23 protein-coding genes and 5 pseudogenes are annotated in these 26111 nt (G+C 69.1%); 15 read left to right on the top strand and 13 right to left on the bottom strand.

Annotation, left to right across the window (positions count from 1 at the left end; translation table 11 throughout):
• Positions 1 to 123: 123 nt before the first annotated feature.
• The 3 genes from ACFYMM_RS34765 to ACFYMM_RS34755 all read right to left on the bottom strand — a co-directional run bounded on the left by ACFYMM_RS34765 (position 124) and on the right by ACFYMM_RS34755 (position 4314).
• Positions 124 to 933 carry a class I SAM-dependent methyltransferase gene (locus ACFYMM_RS34765; RefSeq protein WP_388394203.1) on the bottom strand — a complete coding sequence of 270 codons (810 nt, stop codon included), beginning with the start codon at positions 931 to 933 and terminating at the stop codon, positions 124 to 126.
• A 571-nt stretch (positions 934 to 1504) separates the two neighbouring features.
• Positions 1505 to 1750, bottom strand: a complete 246-nt coding sequence (locus ACFYMM_RS34760) for a hypothetical protein (RefSeq protein ID WP_388394200.1) — start codon at positions 1748 to 1750, stop codon at positions 1505 to 1507.
• A gap of 1106 nt (positions 1751 to 2856) precedes the next feature.
• Positions 2857 to 4314 carry a class I adenylate-forming enzyme family protein gene (locus tag ACFYMM_RS34755; protein ID WP_388394352.1) on the bottom strand — a complete coding sequence of 486 codons (1458 nt, stop codon included), beginning with the start codon at positions 4312 to 4314 and terminating at the stop codon, positions 2857 to 2859.
• Between the two features lie 225 nt (positions 4315 to 4539).
• Here ACFYMM_RS34755 and ACFYMM_RS34750 point away from each other — a divergent pair, with 225 nt between their 5' ends.
• A complete protein-coding gene (locus tag ACFYMM_RS34750) occupies positions 4540 to 5550 on the top strand; it encodes an enoyl-CoA hydratase/isomerase family protein (protein WP_388394197.1) in 1011 nt (336 codons plus the stop codon).
• Between the two features lie 499 nt (positions 5551 to 6049).
• On the opposite strand, the gene ACFYMM_RS34745 is transcribed toward ACFYMM_RS34750, so the two are convergent.
• On the bottom strand, positions 6050 to 7063 hold the full coding sequence (locus tag ACFYMM_RS34745; protein WP_388394194.1) for an NADP-dependent oxidoreductase: 1014 nt from the start codon (positions 7061 to 7063) through the stop codon (positions 6050 to 6052).
• 158 nt (positions 7064 to 7221) lie between these two features.
• Here ACFYMM_RS34745 and ACFYMM_RS34740 point away from each other — a divergent pair, with 158 nt between their 5' ends.
• The 6 genes from ACFYMM_RS34740 to ACFYMM_RS34715 all read left to right on the top strand — a co-directional run bounded on the left by ACFYMM_RS34740 (position 7222) and on the right by ACFYMM_RS34715 (position 11488).
• Positions 7222 to 7731, top strand: coding sequence for a winged helix-turn-helix transcriptional regulator (locus ACFYMM_RS34740; protein WP_388394192.1), 510 nt, complete (start codon positions 7222 to 7224; stop codon positions 7729 to 7731).
• 50 nt (positions 7732 to 7781) lie between these two features.
• Positions 7782 to 8939 carry a sensor histidine kinase gene (locus tag ACFYMM_RS34735; protein WP_388394189.1) on the top strand — a complete coding sequence of 386 codons (1158 nt, stop codon included), beginning with the start codon at positions 7782 to 7784 and terminating at the stop codon, positions 8937 to 8939.
• The gene (locus ACFYMM_RS34730) at positions 8936 to 9643 is read left to right on the top strand and encodes a response regulator (RefSeq protein ID WP_388394186.1); all 708 of its coding nucleotides are present in this window, start codon (positions 8936 to 8938) and stop codon (positions 9641 to 9643) included. Before ACFYMM_RS34735 ends, ACFYMM_RS34730 begins: the two co-directional genes overlap by 4 nt.
• A gap of 223 nt (positions 9644 to 9866) precedes the next feature.
• On the top strand, positions 9867 to 10649 hold the full coding sequence (locus tag ACFYMM_RS34725; protein WP_388394183.1) for an ISAs1 family transposase: 783 nt from the start codon (positions 9867 to 9869) through the stop codon (positions 10647 to 10649).
• A 281-nt stretch (positions 10650 to 10930) separates the two neighbouring features.
• Entirely contained in the window at positions 10931 to 11056 is a 126-nt protein-coding gene (locus ACFYMM_RS34720) for a hypothetical protein (protein ID WP_388394181.1), read from the top strand.
• Positions 11057 to 11143: 87 nt separating this feature from the next.
• A complete protein-coding gene (locus tag ACFYMM_RS34715; RefSeq protein ID WP_388394178.1) occupies positions 11144 to 11488 on the top strand; it encodes a hypothetical protein in 345 nt (114 codons plus the stop codon).
• 198 nt (positions 11489 to 11686) lie between these two features.
• Here the strand turns inward: ACFYMM_RS34715 and ACFYMM_RS34710 are convergent, their stop codons facing one another.
• The 3 genes and pseudogenes from ACFYMM_RS34710 to ACFYMM_RS34700 all read right to left on the bottom strand — a co-directional run bounded on the left by ACFYMM_RS34710 (position 11687) and on the right by ACFYMM_RS34700 (position 14383).
• The gene (locus ACFYMM_RS34710; RefSeq protein WP_388394175.1) at positions 11687 to 12892 is read right to left on the bottom strand and encodes an FAD-dependent monooxygenase; all 1206 of its coding nucleotides are present in this window, start codon (positions 12890 to 12892) and stop codon (positions 11687 to 11689) included.
• Between the two features lie 406 nt (positions 12893 to 13298).
• Positions 13299 to 13942 (bottom strand): annotated as a pseudogene (locus ACFYMM_RS34705) (transposase); the annotation flags it as partial.
• 183 nt (positions 13943 to 14125) lie between these two features.
• Positions 14126 to 14383: a hypothetical protein gene (locus ACFYMM_RS34700; protein ID WP_388394173.1), complete on the bottom strand. Its 258-nt coding sequence runs from the start codon at positions 14381 to 14383 to the stop codon at positions 14126 to 14128.
• Positions 14384 to 14475: 92 nt separating this feature from the next.
• On the opposite strand from ACFYMM_RS34700, the gene ACFYMM_RS34695 reads away from it, so the two are divergent.
• From ACFYMM_RS34695 to lpdA, 4 genes are all read left to right on the top strand, one after another.
• A complete protein-coding gene (locus ACFYMM_RS34695) occupies positions 14476 to 14640 on the top strand; it encodes a hypothetical protein (RefSeq protein ID WP_388394171.1) in 165 nt (54 codons plus the stop codon).
• Positions 14641 to 15084: 444 nt separating this feature from the next.
• Entirely contained in the window at positions 15085 to 16605 is a 1521-nt protein-coding gene (locus ACFYMM_RS34690; protein WP_388394349.1) for a carboxylesterase/lipase family protein, read from the top strand.
• Between the two features lie 102 nt (positions 16606 to 16707).
• A complete protein-coding gene (locus tag ACFYMM_RS34685) occupies positions 16708 to 16878 on the top strand; it encodes a hypothetical protein (protein ID WP_388394169.1) in 171 nt (56 codons plus the stop codon).
• A 212-nt stretch (positions 16879 to 17090) separates the two neighbouring features.
• Complete coding sequence (gene lpdA, locus ACFYMM_RS34680; RefSeq protein ID WP_388394167.1) at positions 17091 to 18503, top strand: dihydrolipoyl dehydrogenase; 1413 nt, start codon at positions 17091 to 17093, stop codon at positions 18501 to 18503.
• 504 nt (positions 18504 to 19007) lie between these two features.
• On the opposite strand, the pseudogene ACFYMM_RS34675 reads toward lpdA, so the two are convergent.
• Positions 19008 to 19286 (bottom strand): annotated as a pseudogene (locus ACFYMM_RS34675) (amidase family protein); the annotation flags it as partial.
• A gap of 18 nt (positions 19287 to 19304) precedes the next feature.
• A complete protein-coding gene (locus ACFYMM_RS34670; RefSeq protein WP_388394164.1) occupies positions 19305 to 19586 on the bottom strand; it encodes a hypothetical protein in 282 nt (93 codons plus the stop codon).
• 24 nt (positions 19587 to 19610) lie between these two features.
• Here ACFYMM_RS34670 and ACFYMM_RS34665 point away from each other — a divergent pair, with 24 nt between their 5' ends.
• Positions 19611 to 19985, top strand: coding sequence for a fic family toxin-antitoxin system, toxin component (locus tag ACFYMM_RS34665; RefSeq protein ID WP_388394162.1), 375 nt, complete (start codon positions 19611 to 19613; stop codon positions 19983 to 19985).
• 51 nt (positions 19986 to 20036) lie between these two features.
• Here the strand turns inward: ACFYMM_RS34665 and ACFYMM_RS34660 are convergent, their stop codons facing one another.
• Entirely contained in the window at positions 20037 to 20225 is a 189-nt protein-coding gene (locus ACFYMM_RS34660) for a hypothetical protein (protein WP_388394160.1), read from the bottom strand.
• A 35-nt stretch (positions 20226 to 20260) separates the two neighbouring features.
• Between ACFYMM_RS34660 and ACFYMM_RS34655 the strand changes: the two are divergent.
• Positions 20261 to 20688: pseudogene (locus ACFYMM_RS34655) on the top strand (transposase); the annotation flags it as partial.
• A 167-nt stretch (positions 20689 to 20855) separates the two neighbouring features.
• On the opposite strand, the gene ACFYMM_RS34650 reads toward ACFYMM_RS34655, so the two are convergent.
• The gene (locus tag ACFYMM_RS34650; RefSeq protein WP_388394157.1) at positions 20856 to 21737 is read right to left on the bottom strand and encodes an alpha/beta fold hydrolase; all 882 of its coding nucleotides are present in this window, start codon (positions 21735 to 21737) and stop codon (positions 20856 to 20858) included.
• Positions 21738 to 21888: 151 nt separating this feature from the next.
• On the opposite strand from ACFYMM_RS34650, the gene ACFYMM_RS34645 reads away from it, so the two are divergent.
• The gene (locus tag ACFYMM_RS34645; protein ID WP_388394154.1) at positions 21889 to 22149 is read left to right on the top strand and encodes a hypothetical protein; all 261 of its coding nucleotides are present in this window, start codon (positions 21889 to 21891) and stop codon (positions 22147 to 22149) included.
• Positions 22150 to 22734: 585 nt separating this feature from the next.
• Here ACFYMM_RS34645 and ACFYMM_RS34640 read toward each other — a convergent pair.
• Positions 22735 to 23396: pseudogene (locus ACFYMM_RS34640) on the bottom strand (site-specific integrase); the annotation flags it as partial.
• A gap of 252 nt (positions 23397 to 23648) precedes the next feature.
• A pseudogene (locus ACFYMM_RS34635) lies at positions 23649 to 23735 on the bottom strand (M24 family metallopeptidase); the annotation flags it as partial.
• A gap of 210 nt (positions 23736 to 23945) precedes the next feature.
• On the opposite strand from ACFYMM_RS34635, the gene ACFYMM_RS34630 reads away from it, so the two are divergent.
• Positions 23946 to 26108 (top strand): MMPL family transporter, encoded by a 2163-nt coding sequence (locus ACFYMM_RS34630; RefSeq protein ID WP_388394151.1) that lies wholly within the window; start codon positions 23946 to 23948, stop codon positions 26106 to 26108.
• The last annotated feature ends 3 nt before the right edge of the window (positions 26109 to 26111 follow it).

Here is a 26111-nt window from a genome sequence, read left to right as displayed (position 1 = left end):
TCCACGTAAGCGGCGCATGCTCGGATCCCGAGGGTGGTGAGCGGCAACAGGGTGTGTCGGGTCAGCGTTCGAGCGCTGGGGAAGGTGCACGGACCGGGGCGGCGGAGGCCGCTCCCGGAGCTGTCAGGCCGGGGAACTGCCAGGCTGCTGCGCGGGCTTGCGGCCCCATACGGAGACGGCGTTCATGCCGAGGTCGGTGAAGTCCGGATGGTCGATCAAGGACAGCGCCGCGTCCAGCTCGGCGGCCAGGGAGGAGTCGCTCCGCGCATGGAAGTCGCGGATCTGGGCGAACGACAGACGCCAGAACTCGTCCGCGGGGCCGCCGTCACCGATCAGCACCGGCTGCACCCCCATGCCGCCCGAGGTGAGGCCGCTGTCGGTCACCAGGCTCTGCAACCGTCGGCCCAGGCGGAGGTCGCTGCCCTGGGACGCTCCGAGGATCCGTTCGGCGACGTGCATGCCCCGACGCATCACCGGGTGGGGCAGGGCGTCGACGGGTCCCAGGTCGAGGTCCTCGACCAGGAGGAGACCACCGGGGCTCAGCCACTCGGTCATGGCGGCCAGCACGTGTGCGGGGTCGGCCAGATGGCACAGGACCATTCGGGCGTGGATCACCTCGAAGGAAGCGGCGGGAAAGCCGTCCCGGGTCACGTCGTGGCGCAGGACGGTGATGCGTTCTCCGGTCGCGAGCTCCTCGAAGAAGCGGGTGTCGATGTCGGTCGCGGTGACCTCACCGCTCGGGCAGATCCGGGCCAGCATCCGGGCCACCGACCCGGCGCCTGCCCCGACTTCCAGACAGCGGGCCGTGGCGGGCACGCCCGCCTGTCTCAAGCAGTGCTCCGTGAACGGGTCCCACAGGTCCTCCAGCGCACGCAGCCGACCGTGTTCGCCGGTCCTCCGGTGGCCGAAGGCCCCGGTCGTGTAAGCGGGCACGTCCGCGGATGCGGGGCGTCGTCGGGTCGTGGGATCGAGTCGGGTCAAGGAGGTTGCTCCTAGGTCGAGTTGAGTGTCGGACGTGCTGGTCGCAGCCGCTGGTGACGGCTGTTCCGGGAACGAGGGCGACGATGGCCTCGTGGTGGACGGCGGGCCTGGCGTGTCTCGCGGCCCCGGCAGGCTGGCCCTCGGGGTGATCGATGCCGCGCTCGACGGTGTGCGGAGCCTCGCAGCCCTCGGTGTCGAACGTGTGCCACCGACCGCCAGGAAGGCCGAACGTCATGCGATCCCGGCTCCGGGCCGCGATCCGCAGGTGATCGCCGCTGACCTCACGTGTTCGATCCGCACCGCAGCCGGCTGCGGCAGCGGATCCTCCAGCCGTGCCCGGACCTCGCCGGCGGAGGCGCGGACGACTGGCCCCGCCCCGTGCAGCGTCGCCGGGGCTGCGGTCGCGATCCTCGGTTGCCCCGGGGGAGGCGACCGTCACTGTGCCCCGGTCCCACCGGTCCCGCCTCTTCGACCGCCGCGGTGGCGCAGGGGCCGAACTCGGGAAGGCAGCTTCCTCGAGCAGTCACGCGCCGGCGCCCCCCGGGGCCACCGTGACCACGGCGCCGGAGGCCCCGTCAGCGGGCCCGTTGACACCCAGTGACATGAGGCGAGCGTGCGACTCGTCGGGCGAGGTGACCTCGACGCTGGGGAACCTCACCCGCTGCCACGGGGCGCCGGCCGCACCTCGGGCACCGCACGCGGTCAGCGCCGGCCCCTCGGGGACGGCCGCGGTGACCGGCAGACCTCGGCGGGCGGCTTTCGTGCGCATGGGTGTCCATACCCCTCATCACTTTCGATACGGTCGCCCCGCGTCCTGCGGCGGCCCTGTCCGGTCCGACCCGGAGGAACACGATCAGTGGTGGCTGCAACGACTTTGGCACACGCGACCCGATCGGGTCGCCACCTGTTACAGCCCCATGACACAACGCCGAAGGTCTGGCGACAATCGACGCCGGGGCACCGTCCTGGCCAGGGCCCCCGCCCGACCCGCACGGTTCCTCCGGCTCATGACGGCGCGTTCGCCCTGCCTGCCGGGCCCGGCAGGGGCGCGGGCCAGGCGGCGGCGCCCGGCCTGTTCCGTGTCGTTCGACCGGCCCAAGCCGGACGGGGCAGGCCCCATCGCCGTACCCGCGGCGCAGGCCGCGCTGGACGGGCGGGCCGGGCATACCGGGCCACGGAACGACGCGGGAGCCGGCGCGAGGGAACCGCGATTGGGCGCACACCACTCCTCAGAAACCGCGCCCTGCTGAGGCCGGTGACGCCGAATCGATCCTGCGTCCTCCGCACGGGTGAACGCCCGCATACGGCCTGCGGAGCCTGGAGAAGTAGGGGACGCGTGATCCTTTGCTCTTCGTGAGGGACCGGACCTTCAGGAGTTCTCGTGCGTGCTCTCCTGTCCCGCCCCCGTCGCCGACTGCTCGGGCTCGCTGCCCTCATCGGGGTGTTCCTGACCCCCGCCGCCACCGCCACCGCTGCGCCCGCCGTAAGGGCGGCAGCGGGCAGCGTGCGGTTCATCAGTGTGTTCAACGGGGCGCGCACAGCCGCGTTCGCCGACAGCAAGGGCGGTGATTTAGCCCGGTTTCGCCGCTGTTTTCGACAACGCTGAAGTCGGTGATGCGCCGCGAGTCTTCTTGTGGGCCCGCCACGCACCCCCAGCGCCCTAGCAATTCCTCCACGATCCCGGGCCTCACCGTCGCCGCCCAGTCAGCCAAGGGCCTGCGCCGCCGTTGCGAGCAACTCCGCGGATGTCCCCGGCAGGCGGGGCGTGTGGCGAAGCTCGCGCAGTTCCGGGGGAGAGCCCGGAACTGCCACTCGGCCCCTGCCACGGAGCTGAGGGCCGCCACCGCGGACAGCCCACAGCGCCATCCATGGAGGTCAGGTCCGCGCAGAGACCTCAGTGTGGGCAGCGCGCAGCGAGACCTTGTCGATCTTGCCGACCGCGTTCTTCGCGATGGCTTCCACCACGAAGAACGCGGTCGGGCGCTTGAAGCCCGTGAGGCTGCGTGCGCAGAGAGACTGCAGAGCCGAGGGATCGACGGTCGAACCCGGTCGGGGCTGGACGTAGGCGACGACGACTTCTCCCCATTTCTCGTCGGGGACGCCGATCACGGCGGCCTCGAGCACCGATGGGTCACCGACGAGGACGTCCTCGATCTCCTTGGGGTAGATGTTCTCCCCGCCACGGATGATCATGTCTTTCGAACGTCCGACCAGGGTCAGGTATCCGTCGGCGTCGAGCCGGCCCACGTCGCCGGTGTGCAGCCAGCCGTCGACGAGGACTTTGGCTGTTTCTTCCGGGCGGCCGAGATAGCCCCGCATGACGTTGGGTCCCCGCACGACGACCTCTCCCTCCACGCCCGGCGGCACCTCGCTGCCGTCGGCGTCGACGATCCGGATCTCCTGGCCGGGGAAGGGCGCTCCCACGGTTCCGGCGCGTCGGGGGCCCGCAACAGGATTGATGGTGGATGCGCAGGTTCCCTCGGACAGCCCGTACCCCTCGACGAGCGGAAACCCGTAACGGGCCTCGAACCGGGTCAGCAGCTCGGCGGAGGCGGGTGCCGCGCCGCAGACTCCGAAGCGCAGGGACGACGTGTCCGGGCGGACCTGGTCCGGAAGCGCCGCGAGCATGCTGTAGATCGTCGGCACGGCGCTGAAGAAGGTGGGGCGCTCGCGCTCGACGACGTCGAAGAAGGTCTCGGGATGGAACCGGTCGGCGATGACGACGCTCGCGCCCGCCAGCAACGGTATGAGGGTGCCGACCACGATGCCGTTGACGTGGAAGAGCGGCAGGATCAGCAGGCACCGGTCGGCCGGCCCGACCTCCAGCGCCCGACGCCCCATGTCCGCCATGGCGTCGATGTTGGCGTGGTCGAGCATCACCCCTTTGGGAACCCCGGTCGTGCCGCTGGTGTAGATGAGCAGGGCCAGCGCGGACGGGTCCGCAAGGGGTGCTTGATCCGGCTCCGCCGCTGCGTGGTGCAGTTCGCCGACGGCGAGGACGGCAGTCCCGTCCGCCACGGCGGTCTCACCGTCCTCGCTCACCAGGAGGCGTGCGCCGGAGTCTGTGAGCTGTCGGGCCACTTCGACGTCGGTCATGCTCGGATTGACCGGCGTGATGGTGGCGCCGAGCCGCCAGGCGGCGAACAGCAGGAGCACGAACTCGACGCGGTTGGTCAGCCTGAGGGCCACGACGTCGCCGGGGCCGACCCCGAGGTCCTGCAGGTGACGTGCCGCCGCCTGGACGCGACGCAGCAACTGGACGTTGGTGAGGGCCTGGCGGCCGTCCGAGACCGCAACCCCATCAGGGTCGAGGGCCGCGCGGCGGTCGGGCAGAGGACCTGGAGCCTGGGGTACCGGCGGCGAACGCGTCCCAGGGCGGGGGGCGAAGGCGGTGCCGCAGCCCCGCCGTGGCCGCCGGTAAGCTCGTCGAGCCGCTCCGCGCCTTGTGCAAGGACCTTGAGGTGCCTGGTGCCTACCCCTCAAGCCCGCGGCGCCGACAGCGAGTCAAGGAACGTGATGGCCACGACAGCCAGGTCCGCGGGGACGAGATGACGAGCCATGCCTGACACCGCTGCGGCCGAGATTCTCGCCGACATCCACCGGGGCGTCGGCCGCATCCTGCTGAACCGGCCCAGGGCGCTCAACGCCCTGACCACAGACATGGTCTCCGCCATCGACCGTGCGCTCGCCTCATGGGAGCACGCACCGCTGTCCGCCGTGGTGCTCGCCAGTACCAGCACGAAGGCGTTCTGCGCCGGTGGGGACATCCGCACGATCCGCGAGCACAGCCTCGCCGGCGATGCCGAGGCCAGTGAGCGGTTCTTCGCCTCCGAGTACCGACTCAACGCCCGGATCGCCGAGTATTCCGTGCCGGTCGTGTCGCTCATCGACGGCCTGTGCATGGGCGGCGGTCTGGGGCTGTCGGTCCACGGTGGCTTCCGTGTCGTCACCGAACGCGCGGTGCTGGCGATGCCCGAGACCGGGATCGGGTTCTTCCCGGACATCGGGGCCAGCTACTTCCTGCCGAGGCTGCCCGGCGCGATCGGCATGTACCTGGGACTGACCGGGCAGAGGATCGGCGCGGCCGACGCCCTGTACACGGGGCTGGCCACGCATTTCGTTCCCGCGGACCTGCTGGACACGGCGGGGGACGCCCTGGCCGACAGCCCCGACGAGCCGGTGGACGTCGTCCTGAACCGTCTCGCCGGCCGTTCCCCGGTGGCGGAGAGCAGGCTGGCGGAGGTTCGCGGGGACGTGGACTGGGCTTTCGGCGCCCCGACCCTCGGCGAGATCGACAAACGCCTGCGTCACCTCGACACCCCTTGGGCGGCAGCCGCGTTGGGCGCCCTGGAGTCCGCCTCGCCGCAGAGCCTGGAGATCACCCACGCCCTGCTGGCCCGAGGCAGACAGCGCACGTTGCGCGAGTGCCTGGAGGCCGAACTCGCCCTCACGCGCACGACCATCCGCACGCCGGACTTCCTGGAGGGCGTCCGGGCCGCCCTGGTCGACAAGGACCGCACTCCCACCTGGCAACGTGCGTCGCTCGACGGACGGACGCTGCCGTCCTGAACACGTCCGCCGTGAGCAGGACATCGCCTTGCGCGAGGGGAGGGGCAGAAGGGCCGCGCGTCAACGAAACGGGAACGTATGGGGAAACGGGAACGTATGGCCTCGCAGACTGCAGCGGCAGATGTTCGACCGGGCCGCGAGACATGCGGCAGCCATACTGTCCATGACAGCCGGTTTGCCGCTGATGGGAGCGGTCTGACCGCGTCCGTACAGAGCCGGATCTCATCGACCACGCCGACAGCGTGCCACCGTTGTCGCGGTTGCGCGCGTTCTGGACCGAGTGGTGGCGAGGAACGATCTACCGGGATTTGGGGCCGCAGGGCACACTTCGCGCGGGCATCTCAAGCCGCGCGCCGCGCTGTGCCTCGGGCATACGGCGTGCCGAATGACCCGAACCCCTGCAACTGCAGCTCTCCGCGACATAGTTGCGATGTGGACCGCCAACGGGGTGGTCCTCTGATGGCCGTGCCGGAACGGAGGGGCTGTTGCCGGCCGCGTCTCAGTCGTTGTCGGGAACCATGGAGACCACGACCTTGCCGGCCTTGGTGCGGCCCTGCTCGACATATGCCATCGCCTCGAGCGTCCGGTCGAAGGGGAAGGTGCTGTCGATGACCGGGCGGAGCTTCCCGCTGTCGTAGAGGGCACCGAGTTTGCGCAGCTGGGCGCCGTTGGCCTCCATGAAGAAGAACTCGTAGCGCACGCCCAGCGTCTTGGCCCGCTTGCGGATCTTGCGGCTGAGGGTGTTCATGACCAGGCCCAGGAAGGCGGGGGCGCCGAGCTGCTTGGCGAAGGCGGCGTCGGGTGGGCCGACGACACTGATGGCCAGGCCGCCGGGCCTCAGCACGGTCAGCGACTTCTCGAGGTTCGCCCCGCCCACGGAGTCCAGCACCAGGTCGTAGCCGGAGAGCACCTTCGAGAAATCCTCCTTGGTGTAGTCGACGACGAGGTCGGCGCCGAGGTTCCTGACCAGCTCCTCGGTCTCGGTGTTCGTGGTGGTCGCCACCGTGGCGCCGAGGTGCTTGGCGAGCTGGATGACCGTCGACCCGAGGCCCCCGGCTCCGGCGTGGACGAGCACCTTCTGCCCCGGCTTCACGTGCGCGCGCTCGACGAGGACCTGCCAGGCGGCCAGGGCCACCAGCGGCACCGCGGCTGCCTCCTCCAGGGAGAGAGGGGCCGGCTTGGGCGCGACATCGTCCACGTCGATCGCGATGAACTCCGCGAAGCCCCCCACCCGCAGGTCGCGCGGACGGGCGTAGACCTCGTCGCCGACCTCGAAACCGCGTACGGCGGAACCGACCCGCGTCACCACGCCCGCCACGTCGTGACCGAGCACGAACGGAAGCTTGTACTTCAGCAGCTGCTTGAACTCCCCGTTGCGGACCATCTTGTCCAGCGGGTTGATGCCGGCGGCGCTCACTTTGACCAGGACGTCGCGGTCTCCGACGGTGGGCTCGGGTACCTCTGCGGCGCGTACGCCGTCCTTGCCGTACTTCTCGACGACGAACGCCTTCATGCCGGCGGCCTTCCTGTGTGGGTGTCCGGGTGGTTGATGCGATTCTTCCGGCAGGTCCCCCTGCGCGCCCGTTTCTCGGGCGGCCGGGTTGATGTGCCGACCATGACGCTACTTGCTGAGTATGGAAAAGTAAACTCAGGTGAGGTTAGAATCACCCCATGGATGCAACGACCGAAGCTCTGCAGGACGCCGGCGTGGACCCCCGACTCGACCGGGACGCGTCGAACTGCTCGATCGCCCGGACCCTTGAGGTCGTGGGGGAGAAGTGGACGATCCTGATCCTGCGCGAGGTCTTCTACGGCTCGTCCCGTTTCAGCGAGTTCGAACGCGTCCTCGGCTGTCCCCGCAACCTCCTCGCGGCGCGGCTTCGGATGCTCGTGGAGGAGGGGATCCTGGCCACCGAGACCTACAAGGAGCCGGGCTCGCGGAGCCGGCCGAAGTACGTGATCACCCCCAAGGGTGTGGATCTGGTCCCGGCCGTGATGGGGCTCCTGCAGTGGGGCGACCGCTACCGCGCCGACCCGGAGGGCCCGGCCATGCTGTCCAGGCACCGTGGATGCGGCGCGCACGTCGACGCCCAGATCCGCTGCGACCGGGGCCACGCCGTACAGCCGGAAGACATCGAGAGCATCCCCGGCCCCGCCTTTCGTCTGAGGTCCGCCGAGTGAACTGACCGCGGTCGATGCCCGGCAGAGGGGAGGCGGCGACAATGTTTCCTATGGCGGGGGCACATACGAAGGCGCTGCTTGCCTTCTTTCGGCAGGCCGAGCCTCGCACCGCCCCGTCCGGCTGGGGGATCGCGCTGGACGGAGCGATCGCGGCGGGTGCGGCCGTCGCCGCTGTGTTCGAAGCAGCACAGACCCCCAGCCATGGGCCGGTTCTGGCCTTCGTGGCGCTCACCGCGCTGCCGCTCGCGCTGCGGCGGGTGTTCCCCATCGCCGCCTGGCTGTTGATCGTCGCCGCCATCATGGTCGTACAGCAGACGACGGTGCCGCCAGTGGCCCTCGGCGCTGCGGTGTTCGCCGCCTACAGCGCCGTCGCCTACAGCAAGTACCGGAACCTGGCCATTGCCAGCGTAGTGGGCGTCACGCTGGCCGCCACTGCGTATTCCCCCCTGCCCAGGTTCCCCGGCCGACTCACCGCGGTGCTGACCGTCGCGCCCACGGTGATCGCCGGGCTCGGTATTCGCGAACTGCGGGGGCGGCTCAAAGACTCCACCGCGAGGCTACGGCGCGCCGCGGAGGAACAGGAGACCGCGACCTTGCAGGCGATCGAGACCGAGCGGGCCCGGATCTCGGCCGAGCTGCACGACGTGGTGACGCACAACGTCAGCGTGATGGTGATCCAGACCGGCGCGGCACGCAAGATGCTGAAGACCTCCCCGGGCGAGGCCGAGGAGGCGCTGCTGGCCGCGGAGGCCGGCGGCCGTGTCGCCATGGCCGAGCTGCGGAACCAGCTCGGGCTCCTCAGCGCGGCGCAACGGGACGGCGAGAGCGCCGCTCTGCACCCGCAACCGGGCCTGCACGACCTGCCTGCCCTGATCGAGCGGGTTTCCGCCGCGGGGCTTCCAGTCAAGCTGGATGTCAGCGGCAACCCACGGCCGCTGCCACCGGGCGCAGACCTCGCCGCCTACCGTGTCGTTCAGGAAGCCTTGACGAACGTTCTGCGACATACTGCGAACGCGGCCACCGCCGTCACGATCCACTGGGGAGACGAACTCGTGATCACGATCAGCGACAACGGCCCAGGCACGGACGGCAACTGGGGCCGAGGGCTGCTCGGACTGCGGGAGCGGCTGGCGCTGTACGGTGGCGAGTTCGCCGCAGGGCCGTGCCCGGAAGGCGGCTGGCGGGTGCGGGCGGTCCTGCCGGCATGAAGGTCGTCATCGCCGATGATCAGGCGCTGGTCCGCGGCGGGTTCCGGCTGATCCTGCGGGAAGCGGGAATCGACGTCGTGGCAGAGGCGGCCGACGGAGCGGAGGCGGTCGCGGCCGTCGCCGAGCACCGGCCGGACGTGGCGCTGATGGACATCCGCATGCCCGAAGTGGACGGGATCGAGGCCACTCGCCGCATCCTGGCGGACGGCCCAGGCGGGCCCGACGGAGTGCGGATCATCATCCTGACCACGTTCGACCTGGACAAGTACGTCTACGAGGCCCTGGCCGCCGGGGCCAGCGGGTTCCTGCTCAAGGACATCTCACCCGAGCAGCTGGTCGCCTCGGTCCAACTCGTCCGCGCCGGCGACGCGCTGCTGGCGCCCTCGATCACCCGCCGCCTGGTCCATCGCTACGCGGCGCGTCCCGGTACGGTCCCGACCGCTGCCAGTGACGCCCCGGCGGGAGAACGGGACCTGTCCGCTCTCACGCCGAGAGAGCTCGAGGTGCTCGGGCTGGTCGCACGTGGCCTGAGCAACGCCGAGATCGCCGCCTCTTTGACGCTCAGCGAGGCGACGGTGAAGACGCATGTGGCACGGCTCCTGACCAAGCTGGAGCTGCGCGACCGGGTCCAGGCGGTCGTCCTCGCATACGAGATCGGGCTGGTACAACCGGACGCCGTGGCGTGGGGCCCCTCCGCACCGTAGGTATCGCTGGATCCCGCAGCGATCGTCAGCACGCCTATTCCTGAGTTCGACCCTTCGGGACTGGACGGAAGGGCACTCGGGAACCAGAGCCTTTTGCGTGATGGCGATTGGTTCCGCTTCACGCATGACGAGACGTCATGTACCGTGTCGGGCCCGGGAAGCAGTGCGGGCACGGCCTCGATGATCATGTGGGTGTCGAATCCGTTGGCCATCGAGCGAGTCCGTGTCTGCCCCTCAATCATCCCCCCTGCCCGCGGCGCTGGAGCACCTGGCCCGCGTTGATGGTCCAGCGCCGGTTCATGACGCCGCCCGCCTTCTGAATTTCCTGGAGTTGCTGCCCGATCCCCGCGGCCGACGTGGCCGCCGCTACCCGCTTCGTGCACTGTTGGGTGTCGCAGCCGCGAGCGTGCTGGCTGGCGCCCGATCCCTGGTTGCGATCGGCGAGTGGATCGCGGAAGCTCCCTGCTGGGCGCTGCGCACTCTGGGTTTCCCACCCGACCCACTCGCCGGCCATGTGCCCGCACCGCATCCGGCCACCCTGCGTCGCCTGCTCGCCCGGCTCGACGGGGACGCCCTCGATGAGGTGATCGGTGCCTTCCTGACCAGCCGTGCCGCAAGACCGGGCCGCGAGGCCGGCCGGCGTGCGGTTGCGGTGGACGGCAAGACACTGCGCGGCTCGCGCCACTCAGGCCAGGCGGCCGTGGCGTTGCTGGCGGCGATGGAGCACAGCGGCAGCGTGCTCGCTCAGCGGCAGGTTGCCGACAAAAGCAACGAGATCCCCACCTTCGCTCCGCTGCTGGACACCGTGGACCTTGCCGGCGCCGTGGTCACCGCTGACGCCCTGCACACCCAGCACAACCACGGCACCTACCTGCGCGAGCGTGACGGTCACTACCTGGCGATCGTAAAGAAGACCATCCCGGCCTGTTTGACTGCGTCCGTCACCTGCCCTGGCGCGACATCACCCGTGACCACTATGACCGCACCCGCGCCCACCATCGCATAGAGATCCGCCGTCTGAAGACCGCCGCCTTCGCCCATCTCGACTACCCCGAAGCGCGCCAGGCTCTGCAAGTCGTCCGCTGGCGGCGCGAACTGGGCACCGGCAAACTCACCATCGGACGTGTCTACCTGATCACCAGCCTAGCTCCGGGTGAGGCCACCGGAGCCCAACTCGCCTCCTGGATCCGGGGCCACTGGCACATCGAGAATCTCCTGCACCACGTCCGGGACCGGACCTACCGCGAGGACGCTTCGAAGATCCGCACCGGGCGCCTGCCCCGCACCATGGCCAGCCTGCGCAACCTCGCGATCAGCGAGCACCGGCAGGACGGCCGCACCAACATCGCCGCCGTCCTCCGGCACACCGCACGCGACTACCAACGGCCCCTGTCATCACTCGGCCTCACGTGACGAAACCGGACAGAACGCGATCACGCAAAGACCCTGGGGTACTGGCACTGGCTGTTCCAGATGCAACCCGACCTTCCAGAGCGCCTCGTGGGACGCGACATCCGCGGATATCTCGAGTACTTCTTCGAGCGCTGGACCTACAACCGCCACGGCCTGACACCCGAAGCAGTCGACGCCTACGTCCGGGCGTTCTCCCGTCCGGGTGCCCTGCGCGCGAGTTTCGACGACTACCGCGCCATGGAGCAGGACGTCGCCCTGGACGACATCGACGCCGCCGAGGGCCGGCGCCTCACCATGCCGAGACTGCCGCTGAGGAAGCCGACGAATACCGGGAATGCCGGCGCGACGATGCGGCACCTCGCCGCGAAGAACGTGATGTCCCTCCGGCGGCCCAAGCGGTCGGCCAGGGTTCGAGGACGAGGAGGAAGCTGACCGAGTACCTGTTTTCAAGCCTCCGGGTGGCATTAACCCAGGTCAGTAATCGAACAGGGCCGGGATGAGGGCAGGGCGCAGGCCGGGACAATGAGCTGATCGGGTGTGAGGAGGTAGGGGTATCAACGTCGGGGCATGTCCTGAGCGGTCTGTGGGCTCGGGCGGGGTGTTGATACTTGCCGCCCGAGCCCGGGGTGGCTATTCGGGCAGGGGCAGGTGCCCGATGACCTTCTGGCCGACGAACGCGGACATCCGCAGCGCGTGGTAGGCGTACTCGCGCATGGCCTGTTCGTAGGCGGCGATGCCGTCGAGGAGCGGCTGGTCGCCAGCGGCGACGGCGAGCAGTTGATCGCCCAGGGTGTGCGCGTCGCGCAGTGCGGTGTTGGCTCCGATACCCAAGGCGGGACTCATGGCGTGGATCGCGTCGCCCATCACGGTGATGTTGGACGGTTCCCAGTCGTCGACGGGTACGCAGCTGCGGCACTTGAGGGCCTGCACGGTGGCGGTGTCCCAGAGCCGGACGGTGTCGACCAGGGCCGGGTGCCAGGTGGCGACACGCTGCAGCGCGTGTGCTTTGAGCTGATCTGGTGTGGCCGTGAAGAGTTCCTCGTCGGAGAGCATCCCTTCGGGGAGGGAGTTGAAGATGCTCAGCGCGTAGTCGGCGGTGGCCTCGTGCTGGAAGCCGGGGGCCTGCTCGGCGATCAGCGGCGAGGCGGGGTCGGTGCGTTCCAGCGGGCCGAGGGTCAGGCCGGTGAAATCGGCGTCGTAGGCCAGGGAGAAGGCGTTGAACAACTGCGCGGGCAGTTTGGCCTTCGCTTCGTCGGTGAGATGGATCTTTGCGGCGATGTGCCGGGAGCCAAGGTCCGCGACCTGGACCTGGGGCAGACGTTGTGCGCGGACGGCGGAGTTGATGCCGTCCGCGGCAATGAGGACGTCGGCCTCGACCGTGTCGCCGTTCTCCAGCAGCACAGTGACCGTCGCGTCAGGGTTGGTGCGGTATCCGGTGACCTTGGCGCCGAAGTGCACGGCCGGTTCCAGGCCGAGGTGGAGGATGCGGCGCAGGGTGGAGCGGCACACCACCAAGTGCTCGGGGATGTCGGCGGGTACGCCGGTGCCCTCGGTGGCGGCCCTGTCCCGGCCAGGGCGGAGGTTGAGCTGTTCGTCGAAGAGGAGCATGTCGTCGCTAGGCATGCCGCAGGTCGCCAGGAACAGGTCCCACAGGCGCGGCTCCAGGGCCGCGTGCAGCGCGGAGGTGCCGGTGGAGTTGATGTGGATCCGGTATCCGGCCTCGCGTGCCGCGATCCCGGCGTCGCGTTCGTAGACGACCACGTCCAGGCCGTGCCGGTTGAGATGGTGGGCCAGCGTCAGCCCGGCGAGTCCACCGCCGGTGATGACAATACGCATTCCAGACACAGTACTCCCAGTGCAGATTTCTTCTCGTACTCGGAGCACACCGGGACTCCCACTCGGGGAGGGTGTTGGCGCAGATCAGGAAAACCGTGACCTGCGGTCCGGACTACCAACCGGAAGGCAATTTTGTGTGCCCCAAAAATATACATCAACGGCCTCGATCAGCGGCGGATCAGTGTTGTGATGTGCGGTTTTTCACTGATCACCGGTTCCCTGAGGCGACTGCCGACCGACGGCGAATCCGCCCTTGACGAACCGATTCAATTATGGTCAGCAAGGATTCGATTTGACCGTACCGGCGTTTTCTGCTCGCCTTCCGCATGGATCATGCCCACAATTCAAACGGGACCTGCTTATTGGACTGACGGGCCTGTGTCGACGGTGGGAGGATCGGCAGCACCGCGGGTTCAGGCCGGTGCGGGCCAAGGGGCGATCGGTCTGGCTGAGGGCCCTGCGGCCTCTTGGTGGGACTGCTGACCGTCAGTGACGGGATGATCAGTCACGGTGGATTTCGCGGGAGGCTGGCTGTCCGCTCCTGCGGGAGCTTCGGCGGGTGATGCGCCTGGTCATCAGAGTGATCGCGGCCCAGGTGATGAGCGATTCCGAGTGCTGGATGAGTCGTTCGTAGTCCCGTGCGTGCCGACGGGCGTGCATGACCCAGGCGTGCGAGCGTTCGACGACCCAGCGCCGGGGCAGGACGACGAACCCGGGGACGTTCTTCGGGCGGCTGACGGTCTTGATCGTCAGGTTCAGGTGAGTCTTTGCCCAGGTCACAAGCTGTCCGGCAGAGGCGGAGTCGGCCCAGACGATGGTGATCTCGGGGTGCATCAGCCGCAGCCTGAACAGCACTTCCTTGGCCGCGTTGCGGTCGGTCATGTCGGCGGGGGTGACCATGACGAACAGCGGCAGGCCCCTGGTGTCGACGACCAGGTGCCGCTTGCGGCCGTTGATCTTCTTGCTGGCGTCGTAGCCGCGGGAGTCCTTGCCGACGGTGTCGGCGGCCTTGACCGACTGGGAGTCGATGACGGCGGCGACCGCCCCGGGCGCTGTCCTCAGTCATGGGCTTCTCACCCTCAACTGCGAGCTCTGGCAAGGCACTTAGGGCCGTGGCGACTCGCAGCCCGCCTCTCGACCGAGAGTCAGACCGAAAATCCTGAGATCACAACGATCGACCGGAAGTGACCGGAATCTGATCGAAGATGCGATTCGGATGCGTTCGCGTTGCGGTCACTGTGACCATTCGCCGAACGATTCCTTCCAGGCCCGCCAGGCCCTCGTGACGCACCGCCGCGAGCAGTCGGGGTGGAACAGTGCCTGCACCGCGGCCAGGTGGCCCCTGGCTCCGGCGGTCGGTGCGGCGACGACGGTGGGCCGGGGCAGGCCGTAGCGGTCCGCGACCGCGTGGGCCCTGTCCCGCTCACCCCGTGCCAGCAGCACGCCGGGCGCTTCCGGCAGCAGTGTGAGCAGCAGAGGCACGGCGATCACGGCCGGCGGTACGCCTGCCCAGAAGACCCAGTGCCAGCCCGCGGCCGGAGCCAGAGTCCGTCGCCGCCATGCCGCCGGCGTGGTACGAGGTCATGAGCAGGCCCGTGGTGAGGGCGGCTCTGCGCGGTGGTGCGAACTCCATGACCATGGCCAGGCACAGCGGCATGGGCCCGCCCAGCCCGAGGCCGGCGATGAACCGGCTGCACCCGATCAGTCCGACCCCTCCCGCCGTGGCGCAGATCGCCGAGCCGCAGTGAGCGCACCCGCGAGCATGCCGAACGTGGTCCAACTGCCCATGGTGCCCGCCCGCACTCGCCTGGGTCAGGCCGAGTCCCGCGTTGTCGAACATGTGGGGCATCACGGCGCCGTAGAGGTTGATGTCCATGCCAGTCGAAGATCACGGCCAGCCAGCACAGGGCCAGCACAGGGAACACCTTGCGGAACGTGCGGGAGGGAGCCGACGCGGCGGACGAGGGGGAAAGAGAGCATCTGCGTCCTTGGAGGATGTGGGGGCCTCGAAGCGTGAGTCTGTCGACAAGTCGGTTCGTCTAGTGAAATATGGTTCACCTCAAGGTGCGCATGAGTCTCGGACGACGGTCGGCCGGGTGTCAATGGGACCCGCTGGTACTCCGTCTCGGTCACCCCACTTGCATCCCGTGCATGGACCGTCTGCCCGCAGGCCGGTCCTTTGAGGAGTCATGATGAGCAGTAGCGAGTGTCCTGAGGTCAGGACGGCGGCGGGCGCGGTGCGCGGTCGCCGCGAGGGTGGCCGGGAGGTCTTTCGGGGCATCCCGTTCGCCCAGCCCCCGGTGGGTGCGGCGCGTTTCACGGCGCCGCGACCGGTGGACCGCTGGGACGGAGTGCGTGAGGCGTTCGCGTTCGGACCGCCGCCCCCGCAGGAGCCGATAGGCCCCGAGGCGGAACTCCCCGCCGGCCTTCCGGCAGGTGACGACTGGCTGACGGTCAACGTCTGGACGCCGGAGACGGACCCGGCCGCACGCCGGCCGGTGATGGTGTGGATCTACGGTGGCGCCTACAAGTTCGGCTCCGCCGACGACCCGGCCTACGACGGCAGTCGGCTCTCCCGCGACGGTGACCTGATCGTGGTCACCCTCAACTACCGAGTCGGGATCGAGGGGTTCGCCCTGATCGACGGCGCACCCGCGAACCGCGGACTGCTCGACCAGGTCGCCGCCCTGGAGTGGGTGCGCGAGAACATCAGCGCCTTCGGCGGCGATCCCGACCAGGTCACGGTCTTCGGCGAGTCAGCGGGCGCCGGGTCCGTCGCCGCGCTGATGGCCATGCCGCGAGCGCGGGGTCTGTTCCGGCGGGCCATCGCCCAGAGTGTGCCGGGTACGTTCTTCTCCGCCGGGCTGGCCGGTGACATCGCCGAAGCCCTGGCCGGCGGGCTGGGGCTGCGCCCGACGGTCGCAGATCTGTCCGGTGTGGACCCGCGCAAGCTGCCCGAGGCAGGAGCCGCACTGACCGCCGGGATGCGCGGGTACGTCGACCGCTGGGGCCCGGTCGCTCTGACCCCGACCCCCTTCTCGCCCGTCGTCGACGGTGAGGTCCTGCCCACCACCCCGTGGCAGGCACTCGCGAGCGGTGCCGCGCGGGACGTGGAGCTGATCGCCGGGCACAACCGGGACGAGTACCGTCTCTTCCTCATGCTCGGTGGGCTGCTCGGACAGGTGGACGAGGCCCTGGCCTCGATGGCGCTGGGCCTGTTCGGACCGGCACCCGACGGCGAAAAGACCTATCGTGCAGCGTTCCCGGACGCCTCGTCGGAGTACCTGTTCGAACTGGTCCAGTCCGACTGGCTGTTCCGCATGCCCTCCCTTCACCTGGCGGAGGCGCAGGTGGCGGGCGGCGGCCGGGCGCACGTGTACGAGCTGACCTGGGCCGCACCCGCCAACGGCGGCGTTCTGGGCGCCTGTCACGGACTGGACGTACCCCTGACCTTCGGTGTGTACGGCGGCCTCGGCGCCATGCTGACCGGGTCCGTGCCCTCGCCCGAGACCGAGGCGCTCTCCGCCCGTTTCCGCTCCGCCTGGACCAACTTCGCCACCACGGGCGACCCGGGCTGGCCCGCGTACGACGCCGAGCGCCGCCTCGTTCAACTCCTCGACGCCGAACCGACGGTCACCAGGTACCCGGAAGAGGCCGCCCGCCGCATCTGGGAACACCACGTGTTCGCCCCGCTGCCTCTGACAGCGGCGTAGCCCTGCCACGTCGGGATTGCTTCGCTCCATGGTCGGCCAGGTGATGACCGGTCGGCCATGGCGACCCTGGCCCGCTGTCACCCTTCGCCGCGAATCGGATAGATGACGGGATCCCTCCTGGCGTGGGGCGCCGCCCGCGCGGCTCAGCCGGATGCCGTCCTCAAGCCCGGTGCGCACGGCCCGGTCGCCGCCTTCTGCCTCGACACTCTCAGGCTCGGTGCCGCCGAGGCCGGAGTGCACGAAGCCGACGGGGCGTCGGCCCGCCGTCGATGAGGACTGAGCGGGCATAGATCACCGCGCCGCGGCGCTGAAGCTGACGTCGGGAAGCCGCTGCCGAGATGGCGGACCATACGGTCGCCTCCACCGTTTCCCCGCTGCGGGAGGTGGCGGATGCCGCCGCCGGCGTGTTGATGAACAGATCGTTCGATCGGGAGCGCGTCCGCCCCTCGCGGGGGCGGGCCGTCCCAGCGGAAAGGAAGCCGTCCATGGACGAGCAGGGTGAGCGTTTCGACGTCGTCGTACTCGGCGCGGGCCCCGGCGGATACGTAGCCGCCATCAGGGCCGCCCAACTGGGCAAGAGCGTCGCGGTCGTCGAGGAGAAGTACTGGGGCGGCGTCTGCCTGAACGTGGGCTGTATCCCCACCAAGGTCCTGCTGCGCAACGCCGAGCTCGCGCATCTCTTCACGCGCGAGGCGAAGACCTTCGGCATCAAGGTCGAGGGTGAGGTCTCCTTCGACTACGGGGAGGCCTTCCGCCGCAGCCGGAAGGTCGCGGACGGCCGGGTCAAGGGCGTCCACTTCCTGATGAAGAAGAACAAGATCACGGAGATCAGCGGGCGCGGCACGTTCCTCGACCCGCACACGCTCCAGGTGGCCGACTACGAGGGCAACACCCGCACCATCGGCTTCGATCACTGCATCATCGCCGCCGGGGCGAGCCCCAGGCTGCTGCCCGGCACCCGCCGCACGGCGCGCGTGGTGACGTTCGAGGAGCAGATCCTCGCCGAGGACCTGCCGCAGTCGATCGTGATCGCCGGTGCCGGCGCGATCGGCGTTGAATTCGCGTATGTCCTGCACAACTACGGTGTGCAGGTCACGATCGTGGAGTTCCTGGACCGGATCGCCCCGCTGGAGGACGTCGAGGTCTCCGCTGAACTCGCCAAGCAGTACCGGAAGTTGGGGATCCAGGTGCTGACCTCGACGCGTGTCGAGTCGATCGACGAGTCGGGCGCGCAGGTCCGGGTCACGGTCACCGGCAAGGACGGCGCGCAGCAGGTCCTGGAGGCGGACAAGGTCCTGCAGGCGATCGGCTTCGCGCCGAACGTCACCGGCTACGGCCTGGAGAACACCGGCGTGCGGGTCACCGAGCGCGGCGCGATCGATGTCGACGGCCGCTGCCGCACCTCCGTCCCCCACATCTACGCCATCGGCGACGTCACCGCGAAGCTGATGCTCGCGCACGCGGCCGAGGCGATGGGCGTGGTCGCCGCCGAGACACTCGCGGACGCGGAGACCATGGAGCTGGACTATGTGATGATCCCGCGGTCCACCTTCTGCCAGCCGCAGATCGCGAGCTTCGGTTACACGGAGGCGCAGGCGAGGGAGAAGGGCTTCGACGTCCAGGTGGCCAAGTTTCCGTTCACCGCGAACGCCAAGGCCCATGGCCTGGGCGACGCGAGCGGGTTCGTGAAGCTGATCAGCGACGCCAAGTACGGCGAGCTCCTCGGCGGTCACCTCATCGGACCCGACGTCACCGAACTCCTGCCCGAGCTGACCCTGGCCCAGCAGTGGGACCTCACGGTCCACGAGGTCGCCCGCAACGTCCATGCCCACCCCACCCTCGGTGAAGCGGTCAAGGAAGCCGTCCACGGCCTGGCCGGCCACATGATCAACATGTAGGGGGATGCTCGCCGCAGCGGAAACAGGGCCCGTGGGGCTCGGACGGCTTCGCGCCCTCGAGCTTCCGAGGGCCCTGATCCTTTGGTGCGGGGCGATCCGGGGCGGGGGTTCTCGGAGGCATTTGAGAAGCTCAACGCCGAGATGTCCTTGGTCCAGGCGTCTACAAGAACGCGGGCCGTCAGTGTCGCCGCCAGCGTGACCACAAGCAGGTGGGTATCCGGGCTTCCCCGAACAGGAAGGCCCGGCAGGATCGCCCTGTACGAGATCTACGACCTGGCCACGCCCTTGGCTGGGTCGCGATCCGGCTGGCTGCGGCGCCGAAGACGTCGTGTGCGATGCGGTCGTCGCTGACGAGGTCGCGGTGTGCTCTGGAGAAGTGGCAGGCGGAATCCGGCGGCGGCCGTGACACGTGCGGGTCGGGTGGTGTGCGTCGTTTTTCCTGGTTCCCCGGGTTGGGCGGTCAGATCTGGACGAGGGCCGGAGGGGCGGCACGAACCCGTCTACTTACCGGCCGAGCAGCGCGGCGAATTCGATGGTGGTGAGATCGCCTCCGCTCGGGCCCATGGGCTGCAGCCCGATGGGCAGTCCGCTTCTGCCCTTGCGCACGGGGATGGTCGTTGCCGGTCCTCCGGAGACGTCGGCGACGGCGCTCCACTTGACCTGGTCCCAGTAAGGGCGTCGTACACCGTCGACCTCGAAGGGCCGCCCGAACCAGTCGATCAGTTTGTTGTGATGAGCGGGGGCGGCCGTCGGCGTGGCCGGCATGGGCACGATGTCGAAGTCCTGGAAGAACTCGAACCATCACTGCCGGATCTCGTTGCGCACCATGTGGGCCTGCAACCAGTGGAAGTGGGACTGGAAGGTTCCGCGCAGGGCGGGTCCGGCGTCGCCCCGCGGGTGCTGGACGAACCGGGCCAGGGTCGCGGCACTGGGGGCAGGGGCGAGGCCGGTGCGGTCGCCCGCGCCGAAGAGGAGGGGCGAAAAGGCCTTGTGGTGATTCGTCGCGATGTCGACGGGGAGGCTCGCGGGCTGGACGGTGATCTTTGCACCGGCCCTGCGTAGCACGGTGACCGCGTCGTCCATGGCCTCCATGATGTCGCTGCAGCAGTGGACCTGACCATTGATCTTCCGTGGCTGCTGGAGCTTGCCCGCACCCAGCTGGGTGACCCGGACGTGACGGACTGGGGAGCCATGGAGGCCGCCCGAGCGCGGCACTGCTTCCGCGTGATGGACGACCTCATCTACGACCAGCCTCACCACCGCGCCGCCGCGCTGTTCCACTCGTTGTGCCGCGTCCCGGCGCTCGAGCACAGCAACGCCCTGTTCGGCACCACCGTCGCGGCTGGCTACCTGCACGCCAGCGGCAGGACGGCACGGTTCACTGCCAAGGAGGCGGCCGACCTGGCCGAGCAGGTGACGGCCGGGGACGTGGACATACGGGCCCTCGCTGACACCCTCAGGGAGTGGACCGAGCGGGCCTGAACTCTGGCTCGGTCCAGGAGAGACGATGGGATCTCCGCCGGGGAACAAGCGTCATGCCACCGTCGCTTCGGGCAGTTGGCCCGGCTTGGTCTCCACGATCTGCACGTCGCTGCATCCAGCGTCTTCGAGTGCTTGCTTTCGTCTGCCAGCGCTCGGCTTGTCATAGGCGACGGCGGAGGAGCGCGGGGTGCCGTCCGGGTCGGTCCAGGCGAGCGCAAAGTTCTGCATCGTGATCGTCATGAGGCCATCATGGCCGTCGCCACTGACAACGCCCTGAGCTCACGGTGCGGATCAGCACGGTGATCGATGCCTGCGCACCCAAGCTCCTGGGTCTCTACGGCGTCGGTCCGGACACGGCCGCGGCCTTGTTGACCGCGGCCGGCGACAACCCCGAACGCCTGGCCAGTGAGGCATCCTTCGCCGCCCTCTGCGGCGTCAGCCCCGTGGAAGCATCGTCTGGAAAACCCAGCGCCGCAGGCTCAACCGTGGCGGCGACCGTCAAGCCAATTCAGCGCTCTACACCATCGTCATCGCCCGTCTGCGCTGTGACGCCCGCACCCGTTCCTGCGTGGAACGACGCGTCACCGAGGGCAAGACACGACGCGAAGCTATCCGATGCCTCAAACGCTACGTGGCCCGCGAGATCTACCAAGCCCTCCTCACATCCAGGAGGCACTACCCGGGACCAGCCCCTGCCAGTTGACATCCATAGGGGCATCAAGCATGCCTACATCTTCCACGGCACCATCATCATCGCCTCGATTCGACTCTGGCTGCGCCCATGATCTGGGACAGACCTGGCGTACTCAAGGCCGGCACCAGTACCGGAGCGGCCGCATCTCCCCTCAATGCTGCTCTGGACATGCTTGCTCAACCGGTATGGGTCACCATGGCATCGATGAGCTCGGGCCAGAGTTCACGCGGGCGATCGTGGCCCATGTCAGGGACCAGCAGGAGTTCGGCGCCGGGAACCAGCTCCGCGGTGCGTTTCCCGCCGCTGGGGGCGATCAGCGTGTCGTCCAGGCCGTGGATCACCAGCGTCGGCACCCGCAGCTCACGCAGTGCATCCGCACGTGAACCGCTGAGGATCATCGCGCCGAGCTGCCGCCCGATCCCCTCGGGGTAGTAGGCGCGGTCGTAGCTCGCGGCGGCCAGCTCACGCAGCACCGAGGCGTCGCCGTATCGCTTGGAGGCCCACACCAGTTCCCGCTCCGCCGCCGCAACGTATCCCTCGCGGTCCGCGGGCTTGGGACTGAACAGCACCGCCTGGGCCTCCGGGCTGGACTGGCCGTATTCGCTCTCGCCGGTCGAGGACATCATCGACGTCAAGGTCAGCACCCGCTCCGGGCAGGAGAGGGCCATCACCTGGGCGATCATCCCTCCCATCGAGGCACCGACCACGTGGGCGCGTTCGATACCGAGCGCAGTGAGCAGGCCGAGGCCGTCACCCGCCATGTCAAGAAGCCGATAGGGAACCATGGCGAGGGCGGCGGGAATGTCTCCCGAGCTGACGGCGGCGATGAACTTGCCCATGTCCACAGGATGATCGTCGAACTTGGTGGACAGCCCGCAGTCCCGGTTGTCGTACCGGATCACGTAACGGCCGCGGTCTGCCAGTGCTCGGCAAAAGTCCTCGTGCCAGGCGAGCATCTGCGCGCCGAAACCCATCACCAGCAGGACTGGCGGGTCTCCAGGGTCGCCGAAACTCTCGTACGCGATGGACACCTCAGGGGACACGTCAACGATCGACATGCACGGAGACTGTCATAGTCATCCACGGAGCGCACCCAGAATATCGCCGGGCGACCTGCGCATACTTTCCTGGCTTCTGCCCATGATCCGTCGGACAGGCCCTAGCCTGGGGTCGCGCCGTCGCGGGCGGTTGCACGGTGAGAGGAAGTCGATGACTGACCGGCCAACCAGGTCTGATGCCAAGGCGGATCCCAGCATCCTGACGTTGGAGTTTCGGCATGTCCACCGGCTTATCGATCGCGCCGCGGAGGGCGTGCAGACGTGGCAGGTCTCCCTCCTCTCCGAGGACGAGACGGTGGCCCGTGTGCGTGCGACGCGCGGCCTGTACTGGAAGGCCTACAACCTTCACGAGCGCATCGCCGACGAGCAGTCTTTTCCCGCGGTGGTGGCGGAACAGCGTCTTCGACGCTGAAGGCCAGTTCACGCCGGAGTACGAGAACGTCGTCGACCTGCCGGGCAATGTCCTCGTGGTCGACGACCTGCACATTGCCGCGCCCTGGGATGACCCCTGGGTCGCGGCCGGGCTGATCTCCAGCATCATCGACCGGCTGACCGATAACCAGTACACGGTGGTCCTGCCCCGTGTCTCCGGCGACACGGAGGCGGCCCTTCTCACGGAGGCCGCCGTCCTGCTGAGCGCCGAACCGTTCTCCGACGAGCTGCTGATCATCGACACGGCGCTCGCCGCCCCCGAGGAGGCCGCGCACCGTGTCCGTGAGCAGCTGCGCTCCCGCGCCCGCTACGGCGGAGCCGGTCCCTTCAGCGATGACTGGGACGAGGAAGGGGAGGAGATCCTTACCGCGCGCACGCGAGCGGTGCTGCATTTGGCCCTTCAACAGCTCTCGGAGCAGGCGTGGCAGGAGGTGTCCGCGCTGGGGGATCAACCGGCCCAGCGGAGCGCCGGCGGTCTCTTCGGCTCGCTGCCGCGGGTGACCTGGAACCAAGACGGTAACTGGCGACGGCAGATGGCCCGGGCTTTCGACGACCTCGCCGCCGACTGGCGGTGGGTGACGAACACCGGCCCACGGGTGCGGCCTTTGAGGAGCCGGGGCAGCAGCCGGGCGGTGCCAGCGTCCCAGTACACGGTCTCCAGAACGTAGTCCTCGCGCGCCTGGCCCCGGCGGCGGGCCTTGGTCCGGGCGCCCTTCGCCTTTACCAGGCAGCGGCGCCCGGCGAGGTCCAAATCCTCGATGTTCACGCCGAGGATCTCCTCCGCCCGTCCGGCGGTCTCGTACAGCATCCGCCACAGCGTCTTCTCCCGCAGGTGCACCTCGCGCCGCGCGATCAGCCGGTCAATGGCCATCTTTGAGCGGGCGAGGGTCTCAGAGTCCGGCACCGTCAGCCGCTTCGCCCAGGCCGGGACCATCGGCCCTTCGTAGCCGCGATCCCGGCACCAGCCGAGCCAGGACAGCACCCCCGCCCGGCGGGAGTTCCAGGTGTTGACCGCCGCGGTGCCCCAGAGCAGTTCGAGGGCTTCGCCGATTTCATCGTCCGCGACCGAGGCCAGCGGCTGGCCCTCGCCGATCCGCTCGGCGGTCTTGCCCACCCCGATCCCGTAGTTCCGGGCCGTATTCGGGTTGCCGAGCGAGTCGAGGAACACGTCCGCCGCCGCGCGGACGGTCAACGCCTTCCAGTCGGCAACTGCACGATGGTGGGCACCGCTTCCCCCTTGCCGCAGATAACAGGGCCGCTTCACGCAGCGACCGGAGACCGTCACCGCAGGTGACGGGTGTTAGGCGGGCCTCAACGCGCTGATCACAGGGCTCCGCGCGCTGATGCCCTCCTCCCGGCAGTGACCGCGTGGTCACAGCCCCGCTCGGCCGGCGGCGGCGTCGGCCCGAGTGCTGCCTTTCATGACGATCGGGAAGAGCGGCCATGCTCGCCGGCGCATACCTCATGACGCACTGCGGCTGCTCCGCAGTCGATGTTGACCAGGTCGCCGTCGCGCAGGCGGTGGTCGTCGGGGATGCCGTGCGCGACGGCGTCGTGCACGGGGGCTCCGAAGGTGGCGAGCAGGACATGTCGGCGTGCCCGTGAAGCGCGCGCCGTAGGGCCGGGAACGGGAACGGGACGTTCCTGACGCGGCACCGCACGAGCGTGTGCCGGTCCGTGCCGGGCGCTGAAAGCGTCCGGTAAGGAAGCTCTCCCTACCTTCCGTCAGTGAGGTGAGCAGCGGCTGCCGCCGCTGCCGGTCACTGGGAGGGAATCGTGGAGAAGCTGAGCGGATGGGTGATCCGCCATCGGCTGGTGGTGGGTCTCAGCTGGCTGGTGCTCACGGTGGTGGGCATGCTGGTGGCGCCGTCGCTCTCGGGCCGGCTGCAACCGGGCACCCATGTCACCGGCCCCGGCTACGCAGCCAACGTGCAGATCGCCCGGAGCTATGGAGGTGCGACCCAGGACCCCGCTGTCGTGGTCCTGGACCTCCCGACCGGACAGACCGTCAATTCGCCGCAGGCGCAGGCGAAACTGCGGGCGGTGGACAGGGGCATCGCCACGGCGGCGCCGAGCCTGCGCCTGGTCTCTTATGCCTCGACCGGCAGTCGGACGCTGGTCGGGAACGGTGGGGCGAGCACGATCGTCCTGGCCTATCCGCCGAAGCCGGGTGACGACATGGCCACCGATCAGGTCGACGCCCTCACCAGGGCTGTCACAGCCGCGGCGCCAGGTCTGACCGTGCACGGCACCAGTCTGCGGGCTCTGGAGGCCGGCAACACCACCGGCGGCGGCAACTCCAGCGTCACCGGTGAGCTGATCATCGGAGCGATCGGCGCGCTGGTGATCCTGGCCTGGGTGTTCGGGTCGCTGCTGGCACTGTTGCCGCTGGTCATGGCCCTGATCTCGGTGCTGACGATGCAACTGCTCGTCTACGGGCTGACGTTCCTGATGCCGTCGTCCTCGCCGATCCACCCGGCCGTGCAGTACATCGTGGCGTTGCTGGGCCTGGGCCTGTCGATCGACTACTCGCTGCTGGTGGTCACCCGCTGGCGCGAGGAGCGCGCGGCTGGCAGGAGCAACGATGAAGCGGTGCGCGCGGCCGTGCAGCGGGCCGGGCACAGCGTCTGGTTCAGCGGCATGGTGGCCTCGCTCGGCCTGTTCGCGCTGACCGTCATCCCCAACTCGATGGTCCGCGGCATCGGTGTGTCCGGGCTGTTCATCCCCTCCACCGCGACCCTGGTCGCGCTGACGCTGCTCCCCGCGGCGCTGTCCAAGATCGGGCCGCGGATGGACTGGCCGCGGCGAGCGTCGCGACGGCAGGCGGACAGCCGGTTCTGGACCGGCTGGTCGAAGTTCGTGATCAAGCACCGCGTGGCTTCGGCGGTCGCCGGCCTGGGCATCCTGGCTGCGCTGACCGCCACCGCCGCGACCATCGACATCAGCACGCCGAGCAGCCACGCACTGGCCACCGCCGGCGCCTACACCGACGGGCTGCACACCCTGGAAACCGACGGATTCCCGTCCGGGACGTTGACCGCGGTGCCGGTGTACGTCCCGAACGCCGTCGACGCGGGGAACACCGTGAACGCCCTGGACACCGTTTCCAGCCTGCGCGGCGCCGCAGCCCCGGCAGGACCCGCCTGGCACACCGGGGGCAGCGCGATGGTCATCGCGATCCCGTACCACGAAGTCGGCAGCGCCGACGGCGGCACCTCGCTGGCCGACATCCGCCGCAGCGTCCCACCCGGTGTGCTGGCCGGTGGCGAGGGCGCACAGAAGATCGACGAGACCAGCGCCACCTACGGCTCGTTCCCGCTGCTGTTCGCTGTGGTCGCGGTGGTCACCTTCCTGCTGCTGACCCGCGGGATGCGGTCGGTCCTGCTGCCCGCCAAGGCCGTGCTGCTCAACATGCTGTCCGTGGCGGCCTCCTACGGCCTGCTGGTGATCGTCTTCCAGCACGGCATCGGCATGAAGGCGCTGTGGGGCGCGTCCACCTACGGCGCGATCGACCCCCTTGCCCCGGTGCTGATCTTCGGGTTCCTGTTCGGCGTGTCCATGGACTACGAGGTGTTCATCCTGGCCAGGGTCCGCGAAGGATACGACCGCACCCAATCCACGCGGGAGGGCATCATCGAGGGTGTGTCGCGCACCGGCCGCCTGGTGACCTCCGCCGCGTTGATCCTGTTCTTCGCGCTCGCCTCGCTGGCCACGGCGAACGACGTCACCGTGCGCGAGATCGCCATGGGCCTGGCGTTCGGGGTGGTGCTGGACGCTATCGTGGTCCGGATGCTGCTGCTGCCCGCACTGGTCTCGCTGTTCGGCGACTGGAACTGGTGGCTGCCGGACCGGGCCGCGCGACTGCTCCGGCTCCCGGTGACGCGGCCGGCGGACGAGGCCCGTCCGGAGCCGGTTGTGCAGCGGATCGGGGAGGCATAGGCC

Source organism: Streptomyces sp. NPDC006739 (assembly GCF_042869815.1).
In the GTDB taxonomy this organism is placed as follows: domain Bacteria; phylum Actinomycetota; class Actinomycetes; order Streptomycetales; family Streptomycetaceae; genus Streptomyces.
Note: the sequence above shows the minus strand (reverse complement) of the source record. Positions and strands in the feature narration are given on the sequence as shown.